This window comes from Pedobacter hiemivivus, assembly GCF_005144565.1.
GTDB classification, from domain to species: Bacteria; Bacteroidota; Bacteroidia; order Sphingobacteriales; family Sphingobacteriaceae; genus Pedobacter; species Pedobacter hiemivivus.
In genome coordinates this window covers 98,979-117,262 of sequence record NZ_SWDX01000009.1, presented here as the reverse complement: position 1 = coordinate 117,262, position 18,284 = coordinate 98,979, and the positions used below count along the sequence as shown (strand labels likewise).

The 18,284-nt window shown below is 43.7% G+C and carries 8 protein-coding genes and 1 tRNA gene; 2 read left to right on the top strand and 7 right to left on the bottom strand.

Going from position 1 to position 18,284, the window contains the following annotated elements; translation table 11 throughout:
• Positions 1 to 4: 4 nt before the first annotated feature.
• From FBD94_RS20395 to porV, 4 genes are all read right to left on the bottom strand, one after another.
• The gene (locus FBD94_RS20395; RefSeq protein ID WP_136881569.1) at positions 5 to 10,552 is read right to left on the bottom strand and encodes a fibronectin type III domain-containing protein; all 10,548 of its coding nucleotides are present in this window, start codon (positions 10,550 to 10,552) and stop codon (positions 5 to 7) included.
• Between the two features lie 42 nt (positions 10,553 to 10,594).
• Positions 10,595 to 11,449: a fimbrial biogenesis chaperone gene (locus tag FBD94_RS20390; protein ID WP_136881568.1), complete on the bottom strand. Its 855-nt coding sequence runs from the start codon at positions 11,447 to 11,449 to the stop codon at positions 10,595 to 10,597.
• 62 nt (positions 11,450 to 11,511) lie between these two features.
• Positions 11,512 to 12,021 carry a DUF4402 domain-containing protein gene (locus FBD94_RS20385; RefSeq protein WP_131608349.1) on the bottom strand — a complete coding sequence of 170 codons (510 nt, stop codon included), beginning with the start codon at positions 12,019 to 12,021 and terminating at the stop codon, positions 11,512 to 11,514.
• A 338-nt stretch (positions 12,022 to 12,359) separates the two neighbouring features.
• Positions 12,360 to 13,523, bottom strand: coding sequence for a type IX secretion system outer membrane channel protein PorV (gene porV, locus FBD94_RS20380; protein WP_235884579.1), 1,164 nt, complete (start codon positions 13,521 to 13,523; stop codon positions 12,360 to 12,362).
• Positions 13,524 to 13,766: 243 nt separating this feature from the next.
• Here porV and katG point away from each other — a divergent pair, with 243 nt between their 5' ends.
• The gene (gene katG / locus FBD94_RS20375; RefSeq protein WP_136881566.1) at positions 13,767 to 16,043 is read left to right on the top strand and encodes a catalase/peroxidase HPI; all 2,277 of its coding nucleotides are present in this window, start codon (positions 13,767 to 13,769) and stop codon (positions 16,041 to 16,043) included.
• A gap of 62 nt (positions 16,044 to 16,105) precedes the next feature.
• Here katG and FBD94_RS20370 read toward each other — a convergent pair whose 3' ends face one another.
• From FBD94_RS20370 to FBD94_RS20360, 3 genes are all read right to left on the bottom strand, one after another.
• On the bottom strand, positions 16,106 to 16,357 hold the full coding sequence (locus FBD94_RS20370; RefSeq protein ID WP_131608351.1) for a helix-turn-helix domain-containing protein: 252 nt from the start codon (positions 16,355 to 16,357) through the stop codon (positions 16,106 to 16,108).
• A gap of 394 nt (positions 16,358 to 16,751) precedes the next feature.
• Positions 16,752 to 17,258 (bottom strand): cupin domain-containing protein, encoded by a 507-nt coding sequence (locus FBD94_RS20365; protein ID WP_205945236.1) that lies wholly within the window; start codon positions 17,256 to 17,258, stop codon positions 16,752 to 16,754.
• A 258-nt stretch (positions 17,259 to 17,516) separates the two neighbouring features.
• Positions 17,517 to 17,589 (bottom strand) — tRNA-Lys (locus FBD94_RS20360).
• A 207-nt stretch (positions 17,590 to 17,796) separates the two neighbouring features.
• On the opposite strand from FBD94_RS20360, the gene FBD94_RS20355 reads away from it, so the two are divergent.
• Entirely contained in the window at positions 17,797 to 18,243 is a 447-nt protein-coding gene (locus FBD94_RS20355; RefSeq protein WP_136881565.1) for a protein-disulfide reductase DsbD N-terminal domain-containing protein, read from the top strand.
• Positions 18,244 to 18,284: the final 41 nt, after the last annotated feature.

Below are 18,284 nucleotides of genomic sequence, written 5' to 3'. Positions count from 1 at the left end.
TAAATCATCTGCTACTGATTAATATCTTTTTGCTATGTGTGCCTCTTGGTGTTATAAAACTTACCACGTAGACCACATCTGGGGCCAGTCCGGTAAGTGGGTATTCCCCATTTCCTTCAATTTGTCTTTGCGAAATGACCTGCCCCATGATGTTGCTGATGATCAACTGTCCCCGCTGTGCTGTTAGCAATCTAATCTTTACATACATCGTTCCACCAGATCCATATATGGTATAAATATCCCCATCTGTTTCGTTGGCCCCATTTTTGGCCGTGCAGCGTAAAGAAAACCGGTTTTCAATCGTTCCTTTCTTCAAGGATACTGTGTAAATCGGGTTCCGCTGTAAATCTTGATTAGCGCCTGTTACCGCATCTGTGAGGTAAAGATTTAGGTTCGCCGGCCAATTTTCGAGATTTCTAAGGTTAAATGTAATATTGCCGTCTTTCTCTATCTTTATTCCAAGAGGTATTACTGTGCTTGTATCGAGTTCCGACAGCGCATTGATCACTAATTTGGAGGTGCTTTCAGCTATTGTGTATAAATTTGGAAGTTCTCCATTGTCATTCATCAGCTTAACTGCTTCCAGTTGCTTGTCGAAGCCCTGGGTTGCCTGTCCGTTTGTGTAAACCACAATCGGGTCTGAAGATTGTGCGTGATCTGAAAAATTAGCACTAAACCTGAGCAGCATACGTGGGCTTGAATTCACATTCCTTGCAGTGCTCATGACAGATTTATGAAAAACAGGCGCAAGGTCATTCACTCTTACACTATTATTCATAGCCAGTGTTGAGGTTACGGGATAGGTACCGTCGCTTACATGAACAAAAAAGCCTTGCATAGAGGCGATAACCGGAGCAGCTATGCCATCGCTGGAAATACCATTGACATAAGTACTATAGCCTCCAGTGTATTGACTCACACTTCCTGAGTTAAAGAAATATACCGCATTGTCTATGTTTGTCCTGGTCCATCCACTCGAAGCATCCCAGTTGATTGGTGAAGGGTAAGGGTTTCCGACCAGGTTAAATCCTTTCGTATACAATTGATTATGATTGTATAAAGTAGTGCTTAATGCCCCATTACTTACTGTACCAGCCATGTTCACTGTTTTTGACGAAGTTGATGACCCGAAATCTGCTGCATATCCCTGTAATGGCACCAATGGATTTGAAGGATTGGTGTAAGAAGTAAATCCGCTGCTTACCTTATCCTCTATGTAATTATAAAAGTTGGGAAAGGAGGCATTTAGGTCAACTGTTGCCGCAAAGCTATTTACCGTTGCGTTCTGAAAAGGCGCACTGAAATACTTATATCCGAAGCCGGCGGCAAGGTACCTTTGCATGGTTACACTACCAGTTACACTACCGATACCACTTCCGTCAATCAGGGCGGTTTTAGTCGTCGTTGATGCCAGCTTAAGGTAGCCCGCTGAATTAAACTGCCCAGTACTTACCAGAAGAATATCCGTAAGGTCCAATGAACCGCCTAAAGTTACTCCAGCAGTATTGTTAATCGTTAAGTTCCTGATCCGGTTTCCAGTAAAAGCAGCTCCCGCTATATTTTGCGCAGCTGAACCGTTCATTTCAATCGTTCCGTCACTCACGATAAAACTTCCGTTGTTGCTGATGCTCCCGCCTATTTTTAAGGTCTGGCTGTTGATGTCCAGTGTACCGGCGGTAATAGTCACATTATTCTTAACGATAAGGTCGGAAGACATAAGTGGAACGGTTACATTGCTGCTGGCAAGACTTAAATTATAAATAGGATTGGTTGAGTTGATATCCATGGTCTGTGCCGCGGCTGTTGAAGCATTCCCCATTTTTAGCGTTCCGCCGATAAAGCCGGTTCCGGTGGTGCTAAGGTTTCTGTACCCTAGGTTTTGGCCGGCACTTCCGCCCGCATTTTGAATCACGATGGTTCCCCCAGACATGCCAAATGTAGCGCCCGGTCCATCCATGTTAAAGGGGGCGATACCTGCTGTGGTACTTCCCAAAGTATTTATGGTCATTGTTCCGCCTTGTACATCAAGTGTCCAGGCTTCACTGGGATTACTAATTGCTGATGCCAGGTTAAAATTTCCGCCGGCAATTACAAAATGCGCTGTGCTCTTAGGTAATACATAATTGTTTGCTGTGCTACCCATATTTAATGCACCACCTGTAACTTTAACAAGTCCGGCAACCGTCCAGTTCATGTCAGGTGAATTAATGATTCCTGCGTTTACCCATAAACCGGCAGTAGCAGGTATTAAAAAATTATCTGTTGCAATGTCGGCTGTAAAAGGACTAAGGCTCACCGTTGAACTGTTGAGCTGGAATGAACCGTTACGGAGGGTCAGAAATCCATCTGGGGCAGAGAAATTAGCGGCTGTTACCTCAAGGTAATTGGTATTTAAGGCACCCATGTCCGTAGTGATGCTGTTAAAACTTGTTGTGGTACCTGCTCCTGTTATGGTTTGAACTCCATTTTTATTAAATGTAGTATTACCTGAACTGTTTGCGTCAGGTCTTAGGTTCAGTGTTCCGTTGTTTGTTACATCTCCACTTATTGTTAACAGGTGCGTCGCATCAGAAATGGTGGCCACATTTAGTGTCGCTCCGCTAGCTATTGTTATACCTCCGTCTACAGTAATTTTTTGTACTGTTGTATTCGTTCCGATGCTGACAGTTCCCGACGTTATACTAAGATTGTTGTTAATTGTCGCATCCAAAAGGCTAACTATGCCACCGGAATTTGCTGCATCAAGATTGTAATATGGAATTGTTGTTACAGTTTGATCTGTCGGACCGTTATAACTGATTGTGGAAGCGTTTGCTGCTGTATTTGTTGTAGCGCTTCCTGTAACAGCTAAAGTGCCTGCAATTCCTGTTGTACCAGTATTAAATGTCTTTAACCCTGCATTACTTAAGGTAAGCTGGTTATAATTAAACGCCGGGATAGTTTGTGGTTCGCTGCCATTAAAATTAACCGTGCTTCCCGTTATGGTATAAGTATTGGTGCCTGGGCTAAATGTATTTGCAATGCCAATGGTGCCAGTACCTGCAAGTGTACGGCTTCCTGTTGAGCTGCTGGTCAGGTTATAGTAATTGTATGCCGGAATTGTCTGGGCAGTACCGCCGATAAATCCTACTGTACCATTGCTTACATCAACTGTTCCGGATACTGATGGAAAGGCAGCCGCGGTATTAAATGTTCCGGAATTGAGGCTGAAATCTCCGGATACTGTTAAAGCGTTTCCTGCATTTGTAGTCAATATAAGTCCGGTATTACTGAGCAATAAATTCTTTGTAACCGCAACTACGTTAATGTTTATCGTATTTGCCCCAGTTAATTCCACATTATCAGTAGCGGTAGGTACGCCATCCACGTTCCAGTTCGCCGCATCGCCCCAATTGCTTGTTCCTGCACCGCCATCCCAGGTCTTAATAAAAATGCTCATTTCCCCAATTTGGAATTCAGCAAATTCTGTAAGCCCTGTGGCCTGTATCGTCGTAGATGCTGGAGTTCCGACCATTGGATAAGTCCAGGAGCCACGGGCAAATGCGCTAAACCCGCTAAATCCACCAACAATAAAGGCGCTGGTTGCTACGCCTGCGTCCAGGTCTGCAGCTACAAAATTAAAAGTTACATTATAGGTGGTAAATGCGATTCCGCTATTTTCCAGGGTCCAGAACCGGTTCACGCTTTTGCTTGCATTGATGGTGGAACCGCTGATTTCAGGATGGTCGCCTGAGGTAGTTGAAGCGATCAAATCACCTGCAGTAGTCACACTTGCAAAAGTAAGGGAAACAGGCGTATAACTTATCGTATCACCAATCTCAAAGGTTTTTGTGGTAGGTCCGGTAGCTATGTTTTTCTGCAGCCGGCCATTTATCCAGCCCGTATTCTGAGCGGCACCGGTAATGTTACCTGTAGAAGATTGAGTAAGTACATTGCTGCCGGTCTGAATGTTCCCTGCTGTAAAGTTCAGCGTCCCGTTTACGCCGACATCCGATAAAAGCTGTACTGAGCCGGCAGTTTTGCTGACCGTTAAATTATTGAAGGGAGAAATGCTGTAAATATTCTGTACAGCAGCTCCATTCATGGTAAAGGTAGAAGTATTGCGGTTCAAAGTGCCGTTGTTGGAGATATTACCCGCAATTAAATGAGCATAGCTCCCCGCATTCAGGATGGCCCCGCTATTTATAGTAAGATTATTGGTGATCGTCCATGCGGAGGAAGGTGTGATCCCGGCGGCATTGGTATTGGAAATTACAACATTACGAAATGAGGTAGGGCTACCCGCCAGGGTCGTTGCGCCAGCACCGCCAAAAACTACCGTACCTGTGCTTGAGAAAATACTGCCCATGTTTATAGTGGCAGCTGTTGTTGGAATAAAGTTTAAGGTGCCGCTGCTGGTTATCGTGCCATTATTTGTCAGTGCCCCCAATAAATTATGCGTAGGGTTTCCTCCGGTAAATGAGACACCACTTCCCACCGTGAGCGCGTATAATATAGTCCATCCAACACTCGGGTTTACACCACCAGTGTTATTGATGTTCAAAAAGCCAAATTGAGGAGCAGACGTCGAATTTAAAACCGGTGATACGGTACCGTTAAAATTCACGGTTAGCGCAACCGTGTTCACTGCATTGATCAGGCTTAGCGTCTGCACCACATTTCCGGTAAATGTAGTACTGCCTAAATTGTATAAAATACCACTATTGATGAGGTCGCCGTTCATCGTAATATGGAGGGTTGATCCTCCGTATAAAGCTCCGGTACTCGTAATGTTCAGTAAAGTGTTAAAAGTCGCATCATTTACAATGGTATAGCTTCCTGTAACGGTGGCCTTATGGAAGGTGTTATTTCCTGTTATGTTTTTAGTGGCGCCTGCAAAAAGGACTGTGCTTGCAGATGGGATGTAAGTTCCGCTATTGATCCAGTTGCCATTCACCGTAAGGGTATTGGAGCCGCCATCAAATGTAGCGCCCGTTTCAATGGTCAGATCACCATTAACAGTAATCGGCGTATAGAGTATTTTCAGTCCGGTATCCCTGAAGGTTAAATTTCCGTACACCACACCCGGTAAAAGCAGGTGCTGCGTGCCAGTACCATTGAAAATCACGGTGCTAAGCGGACCTAAAGCGTAATTGGCAAATTTATTAGGTGCATTATCTGCCGAAATAATTAAGGTACCTGCATCTGCGATGATAGCTGTGCCACCGACCACAGTCCTGTTAAAAAAGAAGGATTTGATGTCCAGTGTTCCCGATGTTCCGGTAAGATTCCCTTTTAAGGTCACATCCCCGGTAAGGACAGCGATAGTGCCTACCGGTTTATTTATTTCCAGATTATTGAAGGTAGATGCTGTGATGGTCTGTGTTCCGCCGCCATTAAAAACTGTTTTTGTTCCGGCATCATTATAAGTACCACTGTTCGCCCAGTTGCCTCCGATGTATAAAATGCTGTTATTGTGGAGTGTTGCCCCGGATGAAATGCTCACATTTCCTATAATCGTAGTCGCTGAAAAATTATCCAGTTCCCCGGCGGTTACCGTTAGGTTACCGCCAATACTGAGGGTGTTGTTGATTTCCGCCGCAGCTGCACTTTTGTTAATGGTCAGGTTGTTATAGCTTACCGCACCAATGACCTGGTTGGCTATGCCACTGTAAGTAACAGTTCCCGTGCCGGGGGTAAAGGTTCCGTTCACATAATTATGGTTTACAGAGATGATCAGGTTTCCTGTCCCGCTAAAAACAACATTTGCGCCGCCGGACTGGGTAAGGGAGCCGCCCAGGGTTACGGTTCCTGTACCAATGTTCAGATTGATGGCATGGCCACTTGTTCCGTCGCTCAGGGATAAGTTTCCGTTTACGATGAGGGATTGATTACCGGCGTTGATGGTATGTGTTACATTACTGCTCCAGGTTCCATAGATATCGCCTGAAGTAAGTGAGCCCCCGCTCGCCATAGAAAGGGTTACCGCTTGTGCACTTCCAAAATTTATATTCTTAACATTTACCGTACTGCTAATGGTTGGCTGATTACTGAAAGTTATGGTGCCTAAATTTACAATATCCGTAGCCGATGGCGGTGTTGATGCCGAGCCCTGAACGGTTGTCCAATTGGCGGCGGTATTCCAGTTTGTACTTACGCTGCCGTTCCATTGCACTACATTTGAATTGTCGGAAAGGGTCCAGCGATTGGTAATATCTGGTACGAGCGTTTGCTCCACGTAATTGGCTGTCGCATCATTGGCTGTTTTACCAGAAGCCATCCATGAAGTTCCATTGTAGTGCCATAATCCCATAGTGGACTCATTGCTGCCGTTGAGCTCGGTGTCTTCATAATGCAGGCGGAGCGTAGCGCTGGTATAGGTGCCCGATGAAACGGTAATGGTGTAGAACCTGCTGATCGAGCCACCAAAGGGGAAATCACCCAGGGGGCCAACAACAACGGATACGGTTACACTGTTGATGCCTGAAGGCCCGGAGAAAGTGACCAGATTGTTAGGTCCTTCAAAAGCATAGGCTACACCTGTTGTAAAAACATGGTTTCGCTGAATATTACCCAGTATAATTCCGTTGCCAGTCCTGGTGCCGGTTATGGTAAGGGTATTTGATCCACTAAGCAGGGTACCCAGTGTCATGTTCACCGTCGCCGCAGTTATATTACTTTGCAGGATTACACCAGTAGTCGCTGTGGTATTGTTTACAGTGAGGATATTAAAAGTTGTGGCCCCGGTAATATTAGAGGGTTGATTTCCAAGGAACTGTATGGTACTTGTACCTGCGGTAAAAGTCCCTGAATTATTCCAGTTGCTGTAAATGGAATGTGTAAAGGCACCAGGTATAAATGTGGTATTGGTACCGATGGTAAGGCTGTTATTTATCGTTAAAGCGCCGATAGCGGTTTTGTTGTTTCCGTTAGTAAGGCTAAGGTTGTTATAAGTAATGGCATTGATGTTCTGGGCCCCACTACCGTTAAAATTTACGGTATTAGGTGCCGAAGAGCTGACATCCAGTATGCCTGAAGTAATGGTCAGCACGCTTGCGATCCCCAGCGTAGAACTGGCTGATAATTGCAATGAAGTGCCATTAATGGTTGTATTGAAAAGGTTGGCTGTTCCGCTTAATGTAGCTGTCCCGGTAAATGTTGCCGTTCCAGCTGTCGCAGATAAACTACCATTAACCGAAAGGCTGGAGGAGATCGTAAAATTAGCTGTCGAGGTAATGGTGCCGGCTACAGAAAGTATGCCGAAGCTCATGGTACCTGCGCCAGAAATTGTCTTTGAAGTTCCGCTCATGGTAGTAGCGCCAGTACTTGTTGTAAAGCTTCCACTTACCGATAAATCGCCGGTAATAACCAAGGCCTCAGTCGTGCTTACTGTGCCGCTAATCGTTAGGTTATCAGGTGAAATCCCTGTTCCGCTAATGGTTTTGCTTGTGCCAGTCATTAGGACGGTTCCCCCGGAAAGCTGGCTGAAAGATCCGGATCCTGTAGTCGCAAGGTTTCCTGTTAAGCTGATACTGCCTACCGAAAAGCTAATTAATGAAGCCGCAATAGTAAGGTTATTGAAATTCTGGGTGCCCGCCCCACTTACCGTCTTGCCCGGGCCGGTAAAAGTAATGGTGCCGGTGTTACCATTGAATGTTCCATTGTTTACCCAGTTCCCACCAATGCTGTGTGAAAAGCTGCTGCCATTAAATGTAGTGGAAGCGCCAATAGATACATTTCCGTTGATAGTAATTATTGCTGCGGCAGTAAAAGAAACAGAGGTGCCAGCCGCTAAATTGCTGTTCAGGTTCCCGAGTACGGTTAGTGCTATTGCTGGAAATGTTTTTATGACTGCGCCGCCTGAACTGCTTAGCGTAAGATTTCCATACAATTGGTTCGCCACAGTTTGGGCGGTTCCTGAATATTCTACCGTACTTGCTACCACCAAAGTATTGGCGGTAAAATTAACCGGGTAAGTATTTGTACCCCCGATTTTTAAAGTTGCATTATTGGCTACCATCAGTGTGCCCCCTGCGGTTGCCCTGTTGGCGGTAAAAGTACTGAGATCAAATGCTCCGCTGTTTACAGAAAGGTTACCACTTATACTGATGTTTGTATTTAGGGTAACTGTGCTAGCTGTATTTGCGATGACAAGGTTATTAAAGGTGGTGCTGAATGTGCCTGCAATGACCTGTGCTGTTGTGTTGTTGAAAGTTACAGTTGCTGTCCCTGCTGTAAATGCGGTGGTTGAAACATTATTTGTCCAGTTTCCTTTAATGGTCAGGTTAAAGTTGTTCGCATTTAATGTGCCTGCGGTAAGCAGCAGGTTGTTATTTACGGTAATTGCTGCGGGTAAAAGCAGACCATTGCTGTTGTTCAGCGTTAGATTAAAAAAGGAAGTTATTCCGGAGAAGGTTTGTTGTGCGCCGGTACCATTAAAATTGACCGTTCCCGTGTTCGTAAAGGTTCCGTTATTGGCAAGCGTGCCGGCAACATTAAGTGTGCCTGTACCAGTCAAAGTTACGCTCGCCCCCGTGTTAATGGTCAGGTTTTTAGTGCTTACACTGGTGCTGATATTCGGCATTCTCGTTGCGTTGGCGGCGATGATTACATCTGTGGATGAACCTGGAACTACCCCGTCGCACCAGTTTCCGGCGGTTGCCCAGTCTGTGCTTAGGTTGCCAGTCCACTGCCCTGTGTTACCTGTTGAGGTAACACTGACATACGCTACTGAGGCTACCGCACAGCCGGCTACTGTGGCTTGTACCGTATAAATACCTGCATAGGCGGCCGAAAAGGTTAAACCAGGGTTTTGTAAGGACGAAGTAAAGCCATTTGGGCCAGTCCAGGAATAGGTGGCCCCGGCCACTGTTGTAGCGGTAAGGTTAAGTGTTGTCCCTGCGCAAACGGGTGAATTACTTCCGGCGCCATCCGGCGAATTATATAAAATGCCTACTTCTGTGGAAGACAACTCTTTGTGGTATATTACCGCATCGTCGAGTGTACCCTGGAAATAATAGCTGGAAGGTTCGTTTGGCCAGGTGGATAAATCCGAATACCCGAGGCGCCAGTAGCCGGTGGTCGTTTCGGCGGTGGTCACCGTAGCATCACTGGCCACAAGAACCCCGTCTACATATAATTTTAAACCTCCGGTACCCAGCGTGCTTGTGGCCATGTGCCAGTTTCCGTCATTGTATGAAGCTGTGGTACTGAGGTACTTTTTCACGGCGCCCGGTGCAACGGCAAGGTATAAAGTACCGGCGCTGGTCATGTAAATGAAACGGTCCCTGCTTCCATTTCCACCTGTTTGGAGGCTTGAAAAACCGATTAACGCCCCGCCAACTGTAGTCGTAGTTTTAAACCAGGTGGAGGTGCTCAGCGGTCCCGGGTTTATATAAACATTCGCTGTTGAAATATAATTGCTTGTTCCGTTAAAAATATAGGCTTTGCCTGCAAGGTCGAAACGGTCGGCGGATTGCGTGGGCGTACCGCCCTGAAAAGTTCCGGAATTGTTACCTGTAACATCATTTGCATTTCCTTCTAACTTGTAATAAGCAATGAGACTACTGGAAGGAAGTTGCGAAATTGCCGGGCCTGTGCATGACAAAGTCTGGCTGCCACTAAGTGCGGTACTCATTCCTCCTTCTGTAATGGCATAGACTTTCCAATAATAAGTGGTGCCTGACGTAAGGCCGGATTGAATTGAAGATGTGGCTGCTGCGGCAGTCTGGCTAATAAAAGTGTAGTTTATACCATCCGTTGAGCGATAAATCGCAAAGCCCCTTTCATTTGAAGAGAGATCGGCCCAGTTTAAGGTCATCGCTGTATTTCCAATCGCTGAAAAGCTAAGTGTAGACGGGGCAATTGGGATTGGCGCGGTAAAGGTATATGTTCTGCCAGTGACTCTTTTTGTGGTAACGCTGGCCTCAGTTGTAGAACTTACGCTGGTACCTGCATTATTTACAGACAGGAAATTTCCTGATCCTATTGCGGTGGCGGTAATCCCTATAGAGCCAGAGGGAGAAGCGACCGCAGTGGCATCAGAACGGTAAACAAATTCTACTTTGCCACTTGTTTCATATAGATTTACCTTGAAGGAGCATACTGCACCCGAAGACAGGTAATACCATTTTACATTGAGGTATTGCAAGGTGAATACGCGGTTGCCCACTGCCCCGGTAGTTTTATACGTGACGTTGCTGGTCACTACAACATCCAGGTCATCCCACAGTGGTGCGATAACTGGTCGGGGCGATCCTGCGGTAGACAGACTATTGGTGTACACGTAATCTGTAGGGACACTGCCCATTGAAATCCAGCCGTTGGTACTGGCGGAAATACTGGTGTATCTGGCTCCCATATACCAGAAGTCAAATCCGATTGGTATCAGCGTTGACAAACCATCATCTGTAGATCCTGTCCAGCTCGTCGCACTCGCGCCCGATAAAGCAGTGAAAGTAGCGGTCGTGCCAGTAAAGGTATAATTGGTAACAGATTGAGCAGACAGTTGAAAGCTGAGAAAAATAACTGCAAGACAAGAGGTTATACCCCTGCTAAGTATATTTTTTTTCATTTATTTGAGCGGTTAAATTGCCCTTGTGTGCCTCGGATCTCTTTAAAATAATTTAAGCGAGGATTCCGTAATTATGACCGGCTTCGAATCAGATGAGGTTGTGTATAAGATCTGTAGCTTCCCTTTGCGATAATCAACGCCCGGAGATTTCTCCAGCTTAAATGTAAAGCGCCGTATTTTAATCGGTGTATAGATCGCAAACCCTTTTGCCAGTCCGACGGATGTAATTTTTCCCTGATCGGATATATGATTCACCTTAATGTCTCCATACGCGGAAGCGTTACCTGTTCGATTAAAGGTTAGGCTTAACGAAGGGTAATTCTGGACATTCAGGGTAAACTCAGATTTTGAAATACTGACTGTAGCAGGTGATATACCTACTCTGATGATCACCGGAATGGCAATGCCAAAAGTTGGTACCAAGTGCACGGTCATGGTTTTTGCAAACTTTGCTTCTGGCTTTTGGTCAAGGAGTTTTTCCTTGGCCACCGCTCTAAAATAGAGATGTGACCTGTATTCACCAGGTTTTAGTTCTCCTGTATTGATGACCTGAACTTTTATCGTCTGTGCCTCATTAGGCGCAAGGATCACACTTCGCGGAAAGAACCTGAAATTCTTATCTGCGAAATACTGCCCGGAATCGGGTACTGTGATGAGTTCAAAATTGCCATTTTCGAGCATTCGGTATTGAATGACTGAGACCAGATACTTTGCAGTATCCGCCCCGCTATTGGCGATATTGAGTTCCTGGGTTCTTTTTTTTGCGTCTTCAAAAACTACCCTTCGCGGCATAATGACGAGGTTGCCCTGGGCCATTATGCCGGGTATATAGATAAATTGTGCTGCTATGGTCAGGGCAAATGCCATGAGCATAGGTATTCCAGCCTTGTTATGCATAAGGTGATTTCAATAGGGTATGATGAACGGTTGATGAGACCGTATACTAAGAACGTAAAATTCTAATTATAGTTTACAGTTACGGTGAATGGAGTCGCTGATGTATATGATCCTTCTGCCTGCGAAGCAACTAAATTTAATGTCGCACCAATACTGATCGTTTGTGTGCCGCCTGCCAACAAGCCTTCTGCACTCAATGGGGTACTTGTGAAAGCATTTACAGTCATATTATCTGTACCGCTTGTAATGACTACTGATGTAGGCAGTGTAATGGTGTAGGTATATGCCCCCGATCCTGTAACGGTAAAGGTAGCTGCGCTAACAGAACCATCGTCTGCAGGTAGGGTTACACCGCCTGAAAAGCCGCGTGAGCCATCTGGTGATAAGGTAACTGTACCGACAGCCCCATTTGTAGCGACATTTCCAAAGTCCATATCGTCTACTTTCGCGATACTGATGGGGGTGACAATTGTTGCTGAAGCGTCGGCTTCGGCTGATGCTTGTGCAAATCCGGAAGATGTGAAGCAAAATACGGAAAAAGTAATGCCAGTAGCAATGATTAATCTTTTCATAATGGGGATGATTAAGTGAATGATTATTATTACAATTATATAGTTTAAAGAAAATAGAAATGTCTCTAAAAGAATCAGTGCGGTTACTGGAACGCTCTAAACTATTTGGTAATGAAACAAAGGTAACTAAATAATAACGATTTTTCTATAAAATCATGTATTTATTATTAGTCTGAACAAAATAAAAATTTTTATTCTTTTTATTTAAGCTAATAAAATTTTATAAAAGACAATAAAAAAGTATTTTATTTTTAATTTAAAAACATGATTCGGTTATTAACCCCCAATACTTAACTTTTAGTTAAATTCATTCTACGATTGTCGTGCAATTATTCTTTTTATTTGCGGACAGGACTAAAGGTTAATGTGAATCTTAGTGTATTAGCAAGGGGGTTATTTTGGGATCCTGCAATCATATAAGCCAGATCAAACACAAATGGCTGGTATTTGAAGCCTGCTCCTACTGTAAAATATCGGCGGTCTCCCTTTTGAGGATTTTCATATGAATAGCCACCACGGAGGGCAATTTTTTTATCATAGGTATATTCCAGACCGGTTCCAATACTTAACTCTTTCAATTCTTCACTCCCTCCACCCGGGGCATCGCTAAAAGAACTGAAAATCCCCGTCGGAACGGATACATCTGGATCATGTCCACTTATAATTTTGCCGTCGCTGTCATAAACCGGCTGGCTGGGAACCAGTAGTTTGTTTAGGTCTAGCGCAAAAGTAAACTGATTTAGGTCATTAAAAATAAAAGTGGATGCAGCACCGAACCTGATATTTGCGGGCAGGAAGAACTTATTACCCGCATCATTGTAGCCGATCTTTGTTCCAATATTGGAGATATTTAAACCAAATGCCAGCAGTGCATCGGTTCCAAAAAGGACGGTATGCTTCCTGACATAGGCTGAAGCATCCATTGCAACAGCATTTCCGGCATAACCTGTGCCACCGGAAGAAAGCTGCCCCGACACCAAGTCAGATCTGATGTACCTTAATGCAGTTCCGAGAGAAAACGACTCACCAAATTTTCTCGCATAAGTAACATCAAACGCAAATTCATTTGGGCTATAGGTACCTAAATCCTGCCTATTGGCATCAAAAAGCTGCACCTCGCCCAGTGATAAATATCTTAAAGACGTTCCTACTGTATTTCTTTCATCAATTTTATAATAGGCACTAAGAAAGGCGAGATTGATGCCTGCTTTTAAATTGCTTAGCCAGGGAGAATAGGATACGGACATGCCATAAGGCTGTTCCATATAAGCCAATTTTGAGGGGTTAATTGCTGACGCATTCTGATCTGGCAACGTTGCCGCACCGACATCTCCCATCGCACCTGTCCTCGCGTCAGGTACAATAAGTAAGAAGGGGACACCTGTAATAATATTTGTCCTCGAGCTTCCGTTCGTTTGAACGGTCTGAGCTTTTAATTGTAAGCAGCACAAGACTAAAAGAACACCAGTGACAGAAACGAACAGGAAGATTGGTGTATTCATGCTGAAAATATTGACTTTCAGTTTGCTATACATAATACTAACTTAGTTATAAATTGGCTGTTAATTGTCACGCCACAGTCTTCATTCTGGACAATCGTACCAGCAGTGAAAATTGAAAAGTTTATAGATTTTAACTATCCACCATAGAATTAATTGATTGTGATTATAACATCCAATACCTTAAATTTATAATACTTTTCAATTATCGAAGTATAAAAACGTTCAATACATAATATCTAAAATATGGAAAAAGAATCAAATGACATCAGTAAATGCCCCTTTCATAATGGCAGCATGAAACATAATGTTGGCGGTGGAGGCACCCGGAACAGCGAATGGTGGCCCAACCAGTTAAAACTGAATATTCTTCGCCAACACTCCTCTTTATCCAATCCAATGGGCGAAGATTTTAGTTATGCCGAAGCATTTAAAAGCCTCGACCTGGAGGCCGTAAAAAAAGACCTTCACGTGCTCATGACCGACTCGCAGGACTGGTGGCCCGCAGATTTTGGTCATTATGGTGGTTTATTTATACGGATGGCATGGCATAGCGCCGGGACTTATCGTGTAGGTGATGGTCGTGGTGGTGCCGGCGCAGGTCTACAACGTTTTGCTCCGCTTAACAGCTGGCCGGATAATGTAAGTCTGGATAAAGCTCGCAGATTGCTTTGGCCGATTAAACAAAAATATGGACGTAATATTTCATGGGCCGATCTGATGATTCTTACAGGGAACATCGCATTGGAATCAATGGGTTTTAAAACCTTTGGTTTTGGTGGTGGACGTGAAGATGTATGGGAAGCCGATGAATCAGTATATTGGGGTGCTGAAAAGACCTGGCTGGGTGGCGATCTGCGTTATGCACATGGTTCAGCAGGCGTAGAAGAAGGCCATGGTGTATTGGTCTCAGATGACAATGCCGATGGTGATATCCATTCCCGGAATCTGGAGAAACCGCTTGCGGCCGTGCAAATGGGCTTAATTTACGTGAATCCGGAAGGTCCGGACGGTAATCCAGATCCTATTGCTGCTGCCAAAGACATTCGCGATACATTCGGCCGTATGGCTATGGACGACGCGGAAACGGTTGCCTTAATCGCCGGTGGCCATAGCTTCGGTAAAACCCATGGTGCAGCCTCTGCTGAGCATGTGGGTAAGGAACCGGAAGCAGTGGACGTTGAAATGCAAGGTTTAGGTTGGAGCAATAGCTATGGTTCTGGTAAAGGTCCACATGCAATTACCAGCGGACTGGAAGTGATCTGGACAAAAACACCAACTCAATGGAGCCATAACTTTTTTGAGAACTTGTTTGGCTTTGAATGGGAATTATCTAAAAGTCCAGCTGGTGCCCACCAATGGGTAGCGAAAGATGCAGAAGCTTTTATTCCCGATGCATTTGATAGTTCAAAACAACATCGTCCAACCATGCTGACTACAGATCTTGCTTTAAGATTTGATCCAGCATATGAAAAAATATCTAGGCGCTTTTTTGAAAATCCTGACGCGTTCGCGGATGCTTTTGCACGTGCATGGTATAAATTAACACACAGAGACATGGGACCACGTGAACGTTATCTTGGCCCTGATGTTCCACAAGAAGAGTTGCTATGGCAAGACCCTATTCCTGCTGTAGACCATGTGCTTATTGATGAAAGCGACATTGCAGCATTGAAAACAAAAGTATTAGTTTCGGGCTTAAGTATATCTGAACTGGTTTCTACAGCGTGGGCTTCGGCTTCTACCTTCCGTGGCACAGACAAACGTGGTGGTGCTAATGGCGCACGTATTCGCCTTGCTCCCCAAAAATACTGGCAGGTAAACAATACATCGCAATTGCAGAAGGTGTTAGATGTACTAGAAGGCATTCAAAAGGAATTTAACGCTGCACAGGCAAATGGCAAAAAAGTTTCGATTGCAGATTTGATTGTACTGGCCGGTTGCGCGGGTATTGAAAAAGCAGCTTCGGATGCAGGACAAGCGACTAAGGTTTCTTTTACACCTGGTCGTATGGATGCCTCACAAGAACAAACAGACGTGGAATCATTTGGCTACCTGGAGCCTGTTGCCGATGGTTTCCGTAACTATCGCAAATCGAAAATCCCGGTTTCCACCGAAGAGCTGCTGATTGATAAAGCACATTTGCTTACCCTCACTGCACCTGAGTTAACGGTATTATTGGGGGGCTTGCGTTCACTGAACATTAATTCTGATGGATCTAAACACGGGGTGTTCAGCTCCCGTCCAGGTCAGCTTAGCAATGATTTCTTTGTAAACCTGCTTGATATGAACATCGTTTGGAAAGCCACATCAGTAGATAAAGAAATTTACGAAGGTTCTGACCGTGATACCGGCGAAATAAAATGGACAGGTACTCGTGCCGACCTTGTTTTTGGTTCAAATGCAGAACTCAGAGCGATTGCTGAAGTGTATGGAAGCGCTGATGGTCAAGCCAAATTTACAAATGACTTTGTAGCCGCCTGGACTAAAGTGATGAATCTGGATAGATTTGATTTAAAGTAAATATTGAATTTATGCCCTTTGGGCATAAAAAAGCCGAACTTTTTAGGTTCGGCTTTTTTATGCTAATAATCTGCGAGTGTAGCAGAAATTTCCTTTAAAGTCTTTATACTGAAAGGATGCCTGCCAATAAGCCATCTTTTGATTTCATCTGCATTGATATCCAGGGAGACCGCAAGATCATTTTCTGAAAGGCCTTTATCGGCTAAGGTTTTTTCTGCTTTACTGGCCATGTCCAGATTAAGCTGTGTTAACTCCTCTATAGCAGGATTTCCGCTTTCTTCCAGCCAGATGGATACAAAATCGTTCTCTTCCATTTTATATTTTTCGTAATTATCTAAAGTAATCAGGGCCTTTGGCGCCGTTTGTTCATTTGGGCGGCAAATCTAATGATTACTTCTATAATTACAAATTCGGATTAAAGATAGGCCATCATTGACAATACGAAACTCCAACCCCAATTAAAACTAACTGCAACAATTTGTAATTGATCCATTGATGCGTGATTTCTTGAATATTTTAGGACGATACATGTAAAGAAGAAAAGCCTGTAATCAATTGATTACAGGCTTTTATAAGTCTACTATTTCCTGTGATCCCGATGGGATTCACGCCTGCTGCGAAAACCGTGGGTTAATCATTATCTGGAAGGTTTTGGATTTAGTACTCACCGAATCACTCACCTTTTAATTGTATGTTTTAGTTGTAAATTCATTGTTTTATACGACTATTTGTTTTTGTATTACTGGGGTCATCCGAAGGATTTATATAGCTAATTCCCAGTGGACCGTAAGCGCTAACTTGTGTTTCATAACCTCCAGATTTAGCCCAATGAAAATGAGGTGTATTAGCAGGAAGTACTAACACGCTTCCCGGTGGATATGCTTTTAATTTTGCAGGATCGTACTTTTCTCCAATGCCTATATAAAATATGCCACTAATTACCGTGTATACTCTAGTTTCGGGATGTTTATGAGGCATTAACACCACATTGGAAGGAAGTCTTACCCTCACTACGTAGGGGCCTTCCGTCTTTGGATCGCCTATCAAAACGGCAAGTCGAGCTTCTGGAGGAAATGCTGGAAATGCCGACCATTTGATGTCTTCTGCATAAATATCACCCAGTTTGTCATTCGGTAAACTCTGCGCCTTGGTAGACTGAGCTCCTAGCAATACTAGACTACATAATAGAAATCTGATATAATTTGTCTTTTTCATAATAATTTAATCAATCTAATGCATCTCCTGCAAATCAGGAAGCACAAAGTTCCGAAGTATATTACAATCTATAGTGTGACCTACATCACATTTACAATAAGTTCTTAATTATATAATATACCCAAACGAAGGATATAGAAAATGATTCGATTTGATCTGCTTATTTTTTGAGCAACGGAAAAAAAAACATTTTAAACAGAAAAGGCGCATTTTGATGCGCCTTTTCTGTTTAATCGGTGACCGTCTTTCAGGTCTCTGTGATCCCGCTGGGATTCGAACCCAGGACCACTACATTAAAAGTGTAATGCTCTACCAGCTGAGCTACGGAATCATTTCCTTGTTTGAAGGAGTGCAAAAGTATAAAAATAATGCTTATTTCAATCCTTAACAAGGATTTAATTTCAACTTAACACATAAATCTCTCTTAAAATACTGATTTATAGATTGAAAATTTAATCCTTGTAAGTAAAAATAACTGCTTTAAATGCCTAATTTTAAAAGTATAATATTTTCTTAACCTTTATATACGACTAACACAATGAAAAAACTCTTAATTTTTATTGCCTTATGCCTAGTTGGCGAACTCGCTAGTGCACAAATTTTAAATCCTGTTAAATGGAGTTATGCGGCCAAGCGCTTAAATTCAAAAGAAGCCATAGTTTATCTAAAAGCAACAATCGACAAAGGCTGGCACATCTATTCACAAAATATCGCAGGCGATGGCCCCACCAAAACAGCTTTTTCTTTCCACCCTTCAAAGGACTATGTATTAAATGGTAAGACAATTGAACCTAAACCTATAAGTCATTTTGACAAAATGTTTAATATGAAGATCGGGTACTTTGAAAAGGCTGTAATTTTTCAGCAGAAGATTAATATAAAGTCAAAAGGAAAAATAGCTGTTAAAGGCAAGTTGGAGTTTGGAACATGCGACGACACGCAGTGCTTGCCTCCTCAAGAAATTGAGTTTAGTGTAGGCGTTTAACCAACTACGTTAATAAATCCCTGCAAGTCAAATGATTTGTA